Raw genomic sequence first — 6,806 nt, 5'->3', positions numbered from 1 at the left:
ACTCACGCAGATTGCATACCACTTTGGGAAATATGACTCCGCAGGAGTTTGAAAAAAGTACTTAATAATGTGTCCAGGTTTACTTGACCAGAACAAGGAGACATTTCATGACTCATATGTCACTGAGAAACCAGATTATCGGCCTCGTCGGGTGGCTTGTTATTAGCTTTATCGCAGCAGGCATAGGTGCTGCTGCTTCAATACATGCCAGTTCGTTCTACACGGATCTTGTCCGTCCTGGTTGGGCTCCGCCGTCAACTGTTTTTGGCCCGGTGTGGACAGTTCTGTACGCGCTTATGGGCTTCGCCGCGTGGCTTGTCTGGCGTGCCAAAGGGTTCCGTGCCGCCCGTGCGCCACTGATCCTCTTTTTGGTGCAACTAGCGGTAAATGCCTTGTGGAGCTGGCTTTTCTTCGGTTGGCATATGGGAGCCTTGGCATTCGCAGACATCCTGCTGTTGTGGTTGCTCATTGTTACAACACTTGTTTTGTTCTGGCGTATTCGAGTGTTGGCTGGTGTTTTGCTAATTCCTTACCTACTATGGGTCAGTTTTGCCTCAGCGCTTTGCTATTCTGTGTGGCAGCTCAACCCGCAATTCCTGGGCTAACGGTCGTGCGGCTTTGGTCACTACACCCCAAATACCTAGATGCAAAAGGTCTTGTTGCGCTTTGGCGTGAAGCTCTACTGGCCAAAGCCGTATTGTGCGGCGAGACGCGTGGTTACATCCATCACCCGCAGCTGGAGCGGTTTCGCGAGCATCCGCTTCCACATCTAGCCATCAACGCTTATCTTGCCGCAGTGCAAGATGAGGCAACGGCTCGGGGTTACAGCTTCAATCGACTCAAGATCGGCTCGGTTCGGGCAGTCCGGAATATTTCGGTCACGGCGGGGCAGCTTGCATATGAGTGGCGCCACCTACAAAGCAAGCTGGCTGTTCGCAGCCCAGCGGTTCATGCGCAATGGAGTGAGGTAGATACACCAGCATGCCATCCGTTGTTCCGTTGCAAGCCTGGTGGCATTGCATCGTGGGAGCGCGTTGCAGAGAGCTTTTAGGGCCAGAGTGGTGGCCGGATGACGAACCAACCTTTTTTTCCAATGCGACATTGCTAAACGGTCGAGGGAACCTGGTCGTGATGCTTCGTTCTCTCGTGCCAGAAACGAGCTATTTAAATCCGATCATGCGGAAAGCCGAACATGGTCAGCATGCTCCTGGCAGACCATTCGTTATTGCCTTAAACGTTAGTGAACTTCCTCGCGCTCACGAACGACTTCAAACTGAGATCGAGCGAAACTTTCCTCTTTGGGATCATGTTTCAGGTGTGCTGATATTTATTCTATGGTTTTATGTCAGTTCCAAAACGAAGGCGTACAAATTTCGCATGTTCTCAAATCCCTATGTGAGTGCCCCTTTACCTGAGCAACTAGTCAATCTTTCGGAGCAGAAGCTGCATGAGTTGGAATTTGAAATTTGTGAACGGTAGGCTGTCGCCCAACAAGTCGCTGCAACTGACATTTGACCCGCCGCCCATTTTTGCTGCCGCAAAAATGGTCACCGCCTCAAACGCAGCTGAGCTCAGGCGTTATGCCAATAATGACTGTTAACCATAGTTAAGAGAATGCCGGAATTCATTGAGGCTCTTCGAACACTTACATTCGCCGATTTTCTAAGATTGCTTGCCATTCTTACACCGTTTATCGTGGCTATCTGGGGGGCGTTTCGTTGGGCATACGGTGTTCGTCTAAAGACATTGGAAACTAGTCTCACTGAACTCAGAACAGATTTTCAGAGAAATCTAAACAGGGAAGTTGAAAAAGAAAAATTGGATTTCAATGAGAAGAACATAACATTGCAGCAAAAAATTGAGGCGTTGCGGACTGACATAGACAACAGAAATATCAAGTACAGCGAAATGCTTTCTGATTTCACTGAATTTCACCTTAAGGCTAAGCCAGTATGTCTAGAATCACAGGAATTGAAATTATTATGGGAAGAGTTGGATGAAAAGTATTGTAAGCATGAGCGTATGACTAAACGTAGACGAAAGGTTGTTGAAAGGGGTGGCGTTTGGATTGATCCAAATTCAGTACCACCAGCCGAAGATGATTGATTTAGCGTAACAAGACAAATGCACACGAACAGCAAAAAACGCTGCTCGTTCCTCGTTCTGCTTTTAGCTGTCGGTGATTTGCAGCATTATCATCATTGAATCACGAGCCATGAACCCACAGGACGTTGGAGACAGTTACGACCTGATTGCTCATCGCTGGCAAAGCGATTGTTTCCCGAGAGACGACGGCATCGCCCAGCATGAGAAAGCAGTTGCTTTCACGACACTACGAGGTGCAGCTCTGGACATCGGCTGCGGCGGCAGCGGGCGCGTTATCGAATTTTTGCTCAACCACGGGTTTTCTACGGAGGGCTTGGACATCTCGAGAAAGATGCTCGAACTCGCTCTATCTCGGCACCCGCACCTGACGTTTCACCATGCAGATATATGCAGGTGGCAATTTCCCTATCTCTACAACTTCATCTCCGCTTGGGATAGTGTCTGGCATGTGCCATTGAGGGCTCAGAAGCAGGTCCTCCTCAAGATCCTGGCCGGGCTTAGCCTTGGTGGTGTCGCCATATTCACCATCGGCGGCACGGAAGAGCCGTCCGAGATCAGTAACACGTACATGGGACCTCCCATGTACCACAGCACGCTTGGAATTCCCCGGACATTGGAGGTGATTGCGCAGGCTGGAGCGGTCTGTCGACACCTTGAGTACGATCAGTATCCTCAACCACACGTCTACATCATCTGCCAGCGTACGCGCATGGAGGACAAATGAAACAACGCATAACATTTCATTCCAGCGGACGCATTGCGCACACTGTTGAATTGAGCGTTAGACGTCACAAACGCATGAATAGCCCACTCTGCACAAGAAGAGAATTTTTGATCGCCGTCGTAAGCGCTCTGGCGGCAATGCCTGTCTTGTCTGCCGCAAGCACTGAAGGCGAGCCTGCTTCTATCGCCGATATTGAGGCGAAAGTTGGTGGGAGGGTCGGCGTTTTTGCCGTGGATACAGGAAGCGGCAAGGTATTGGCACACAGGCCGGATGAACGCTTTGCGATGTGCTCGACATTCAAGTGGGTGCTCGCAGCAACCATTCTTGCGCAGGTAGAGCAAAATTTGTTGTCACTCAGCAGTCATGTTTTGTATGGACAGGCTGATCTTCTGGCCTATGCACCTGTCACAAGCATGCATGCTAAAGAAGGTTTCATGACCGTGAGCGAATTGACCCGTGCTGCGATTGTTGTCAGTGATAATACGGCCGCCAATCTGCTGCTCTCCAAATTGGGCGGCCCGTCCGTTGTCACCGAGTTTGTCCGGTCGTGCGGTGATGCTGTAACGCGTCTCGACAGAAACGAGCCTACGCTCAATGACAACGACGCAGGCGATCTCCGCGACACAACCTCACCTCGAGCGATGGCTACTTTGATGGGTAACGTTCTGTGCGGGAATCGCCTTTCATCTACATCCCGCGATCTTCTGTTGCAATGGTTGCGTGACTGCGAAACGGGCTATGATCGTTTGCGAGCGAAGCTGCCCAAGGATTGGCTGGTTGGCGACAAAACCGGCACAGGCGAGCATGGCGCAGTTAACGATGTGGCGATCGCCATTCCTCCCGGTCGTTCTCCCATCCTTATCGCGGCGTTTCTAAGTGAGGGAAGAGCAGATCGCCCGGCTTTGGTCGCCGCGCATGCCAGTATCAGTCATCTGGTAGCACATCATTTCGCATGACCAATGTCCTGGTTGGGCAGCGGTCATCATCTTGTCAGTGAGGAGAACTCTATGAGCCATCAGCAAAGTCCGAATCCAGCCGAAACATACGAGCAATATTTTGGCCGCACCATCTCTGCCCCTTGGACACAGGTGCTGCTTGAGTACGCGGCTCCACAGTTTGGTGAACGAGTGCTGGATGTGGCGTGCGGCACGGGCAGTGTAGCACGGCAAGTCGCACCCCTCGTTGGAGCGGCAGGGAAGGTGGTCGCGCTCGATATCAATCCAGCCATGCTGGCCGTTGCCCGTGCGCTCCCCGCCCCCTCAGGCGCGCCGATTGCCTGGCTGGAAGGGAATGCGATCAACCTCGACCTGCCGGATAATGCGTTCGAGCTCGTGCTGTGCCAGCAAGGCTTACAGTTTTTTCCCGATCGCGCCGCGGCCCTGCGAGAGATGCGGCAAGTGCTGATCGATGGCGGGCGTGTCGTGATCAGTGTGTGGCAGGCGCTCCACCGCCATCCAGTGTATGAGGCGCTGTTTCAAGCGACCGCACGCCACCTCGGTACGACCATTGGCACCGTGGATGTACCCTTTGCATTATGGAATGCCGAAGAACTGCGGACGCTCCTAAGTGATGCAGGCTTTCAACGTATAGCGATTACGCCACGGTCGCTCACTATTCACCTGCCTGCGCCAGAGCGCTTTGTGCAACTCACGGTGCTGGGAGCAGCGACGTCACTCCCAGCGGTAGTGCACTTGGATGCTGCGGCGCGCTCCGCACTCGTGGAGGCGGTCACCAGCGAGACGCAGGCGGTGGCGCAACGGTACCGAGATGGAGACACGATAACATTTCCGATGTCAACGCACATCGCAGTGGCATTCAAGTAAAGGCTGGCAGGGGGAGTCACCACCCAACAAGGCGTTGCACCCGACCGCCTACAGCCCTACGCTTGTGCTTCGCTTCGGGCTTCCGGCGGCGGGTGAGCTTGTCGTTAGCACTCTTGCAGGAATACGAACTGGAAATATGAATAAAACTACTATTGGAATTACATTTTTACTTTGCTTAGCCGCTGTCCTATCAGTTCTATACCTGGCAAACAGCAACAACTTACAGATAGCGGAAATGGCTGTCTGACAACGTCAGCCGCAAGCAGGGCTGACAGTACATTTGGATCGTGGATCGCAATATGCCAGCAAACAGTATCACCAACTTTTAAAAATGCATGGCTTTATCGGCAGTATGAGTCGTGTGGGAAATTGTTGGAAAAACAAGCGTAGTGTAGTTTCGCGAGCTGACAAGCGAGAGGACAATGTCCGGCATAATTCAGTGGCCGAGAGCTTTTTCGGTAGCCTTAAACAGAAGCAAATCCACTGGCAACATTACCTGACTCGCTATGCAGCCCAGCAAGAGGTACTGCAGTATATTTCCATGTTTTATAACAGCCAGCGACGTGAAGATTTAAGATCGAAGCGGATGCTTTAAGCTGGTGGGATGGAAAGTCAAACAGGCACTCCCTCAATTATGCTGTATGCTGATTTGGTCGAAACGATTCTGGTCAACTGGAAGCCAGACCGATTGAACAACTCACGATATCCAGCTTCAGTACGCTCATGAGCGTGGAGCAGCACCAGCATTTCCAGATCCATTAGCTTGCCAAACGATGGTGCGTTCCTTTCCGGAATAACCATTTCGACGACAAGAAGCCTGCCATCTGTCGGTATTTCCCGGCACAGCACTGGAGGATGGTCGACGCGCGTTCATCGTTCCATTCATGGAGGATATGCTTCATGATATAGGCGTCTCCCCCCGCCGGAACCGATGCAAAGAAGTCACCGCCAACTGCCTCGCAGCGCTTCGAAAGCCCACGCTCTTCAATAGCCTCCTTTGCTCCAGCAATGACGGAAGGGGCATCGATGAGGATTCCGCTCATTTGTGGAAATTTTTCCAGGATTGAGCAAAGAAGCATGCCGTGACCGCCACCTACATCGACGAGCTTGCTGATTCCCGTAAAGTCGTAGCCGTCGACGATTGCCGCGCTGGCGGTAGCACTCATACTGGTCATGGCATCGTTGAAAATCTGGGCGGGACCAGAATTTTCGCCTAGATACTCGAAGAAGGCTTTACCATGGATTCTTTCGAACGCTGGCAGGCCAGACTGAGCACTGCCGAAAAGATCGCCCCATGCACGCCAATGCCAATCCGCTCCGATAAAAATAGAAAGATCGCGCACACTACCAGGCGTATCGCTTCGTAGCAGTTCGGCCAAGGGGGTCAGTTTAAAGCGCGCCGCGTCATCTTCAGCAAAGATACCAACACTGGCAAGCTCGCGCAAGATACGATAGAGAGCGCTTGCCTGGGTGCCGGTTGCCTGAGCAAGTTCCTCTATACTTTTCGGTCCATCTTTGAGCAAATCAGCCAAACTCAGTCTCGCCGCTACAGAGATGGCCTGCGTAGTAACAAATCCAAAAATCATCTGCATCAGTTGCGTTGCTGGGGGAGCTTCCGTTGAAACGGGCTTGGATTCGTCTTGGGACATTTATTTTCCTTTCAAAAGGCGACAATAATAACGCTAACCTGATCATGCCATAATGACGATAAAGTAGAGCATTGTGTTACAAAGAAAGTGCCGCATCATTGTCAACATAAGCGATTGATCGATCTAATCAAGGAAAGCAAGAGCTACAGCTATAGCAAAAGCTGATGTCAAGAAAGTAGAATTAAGTGTTGCCCGCCCCGATTTGGCTAATTATCACATCCCGGATGATTGTATGGTTTTTTATGAAAGAGATGGAGATGAGTTCTATACCATTCTTTCATGGCCTACATTGGAGTTTTACTCTTGAAGGCAGACTGTGCGGTAGTTGCTGATTATACAGACTCGCATAACACTCCATGTTTGTTAAGCAATCGAAATCCTGATGATGCCTTATGGACCCTAAGAGCCCGTTCAAAGTCTTTTGAGTAGAACGGCCAGGAAGGCCAGGTGAATAAACTGCAAGCTGGTGTTGGGTAAGCGCTCACAGTTCTTCCACAGCCGTCT

General features: G+C 51.4%; 7 protein-coding genes and 4 pseudogenes. 8 read left to right on the top strand and 3 right to left on the bottom strand.

The annotated features are described in order from the left end of the window. Positions 1–107: 107 nt before the first annotated feature. The 8 genes and pseudogenes from C8R14_RS12620 to C8R14_RS12585 form a co-directional block, all read left to right on the top strand. A complete protein-coding gene (locus C8R14_RS12620) occupies positions 108–605 on the top strand; it encodes a TspO/MBR family protein (protein ID WP_011634141.1) in 498 nt (165 codons plus the stop codon). Then, positions 575–1,051: a pyrimidine dimer DNA glycosylase/endonuclease V gene (locus tag C8R14_RS12615; protein ID WP_242500220.1), complete on the top strand. Its 477-nt coding sequence runs from the start codon at positions 575–577 to the stop codon at positions 1,049–1,051. The genes C8R14_RS12620 and C8R14_RS12615 overlap by 31 nt, the downstream gene beginning before the upstream one ends. A gap of 77 nt (positions 1,052–1,128) precedes the next feature. Then, positions 1,129–1,479, top strand: a complete 351-nt coding sequence (locus C8R14_RS13625) for a hypothetical protein (RefSeq protein WP_143055271.1) — start codon at positions 1,129–1,131, stop codon at positions 1,477–1,479. Between the two features lie 135 nt (positions 1,480–1,614). Then, positions 1,615–2,106 (top strand): hypothetical protein, encoded by a 492-nt coding sequence (locus C8R14_RS12605; RefSeq protein ID WP_011634139.1) that lies wholly within the window; start codon positions 1,615–1,617, stop codon positions 2,104–2,106. 109 nt (positions 2,107–2,215) lie between these two features. After that, positions 2,216–2,830, top strand: a complete 615-nt coding sequence (locus C8R14_RS12600; RefSeq protein ID WP_011634138.1) for a class I SAM-dependent methyltransferase — start codon at positions 2,216–2,218, stop codon at positions 2,828–2,830. Beyond that, on the top strand, positions 2,827–3,786 hold the full coding sequence (gene bla, locus C8R14_RS12595; protein ID WP_011634137.1) for a class A beta-lactamase: 960 nt from the start codon (positions 2,827–2,829) through the stop codon (positions 3,784–3,786). The genes C8R14_RS12600 and bla overlap by 4 nt, the downstream gene beginning before the upstream one ends. A 51-nt stretch (positions 3,787–3,837) precedes the next feature. Next, complete coding sequence (locus tag C8R14_RS12590; RefSeq protein WP_011634136.1) at positions 3,838–4,653, top strand: class I SAM-dependent methyltransferase; 816 nt, start codon at positions 3,838–3,840, stop codon at positions 4,651–4,653. A gap of 247 nt (positions 4,654–4,900) precedes the next feature. Beyond that, a pseudogene (locus C8R14_RS12585) lies at positions 4,901–5,215 on the top strand (IS3 family transposase); the annotation flags it as partial. A gap of 50 nt (positions 5,216–5,265) precedes the next feature. On the opposite strand, the pseudogene C8R14_RS12580 reads toward C8R14_RS12585, so the two are convergent. From C8R14_RS12580 to C8R14_RS12570, 3 pseudogenes are all read right to left on the bottom strand, one after another. Then, positions 5,266–6,239: pseudogene (locus tag C8R14_RS12580) on the bottom strand (methyltransferase). Between the two features lie 269 nt (positions 6,240–6,508). Further along, positions 6,509–6,651, bottom strand: a pseudogene (locus C8R14_RS12575) (IS481 family transposase); the annotation flags it as partial. A 62-nt stretch (positions 6,652–6,713) separates the two neighbouring features. Then, positions 6,714–6,806: pseudogene (locus C8R14_RS12570) on the bottom strand (IS5/IS1182 family transposase); the annotation flags it as partial.

This window comes from Nitrosomonas eutropha (assembly GCF_003201195.1).
In the GTDB taxonomy this organism is placed as follows: domain Bacteria; phylum Pseudomonadota; class Gammaproteobacteria; order Burkholderiales; family Nitrosomonadaceae; genus Nitrosomonas; species Nitrosomonas eutropha.
Note: the sequence above shows the minus strand (reverse complement) of the source record. Positions and strands in the feature narration are given on the sequence as shown.

Bases quoted from the DNA above. Each gene is read 5' to 3' on its own strand.
- C8R14_RS12620 (WP_011634141.1), top strand. From the start codon at position 108: ATGACTCATATGTCACTGAGAAACCAGATTATCGGCCTCGTCGGGTGG.
- C8R14_RS12590 (WP_011634136.1), top strand. From the start codon at position 3,838: ATGAGCCATCAGCAAAGTCCGAATCCAGCCGAAACATACGAGCAATAT.
- C8R14_RS12600 (WP_011634138.1), top strand. From the start codon at position 2,216: ATGAACCCACAGGACGTTGGAGACAGTTACGACCTGATTGCTCATCGC.
- bla (WP_011634137.1), top strand. From the start codon at position 2,827: ATGAAACAACGCATAACATTTCATTCCAGCGGACGCATTGCGCACACT.
- C8R14_RS12605 (WP_011634139.1), top strand. From the start codon at position 1,615: ATGCCGGAATTCATTGAGGCTCTTCGAACACTTACATTCGCCGATTTT.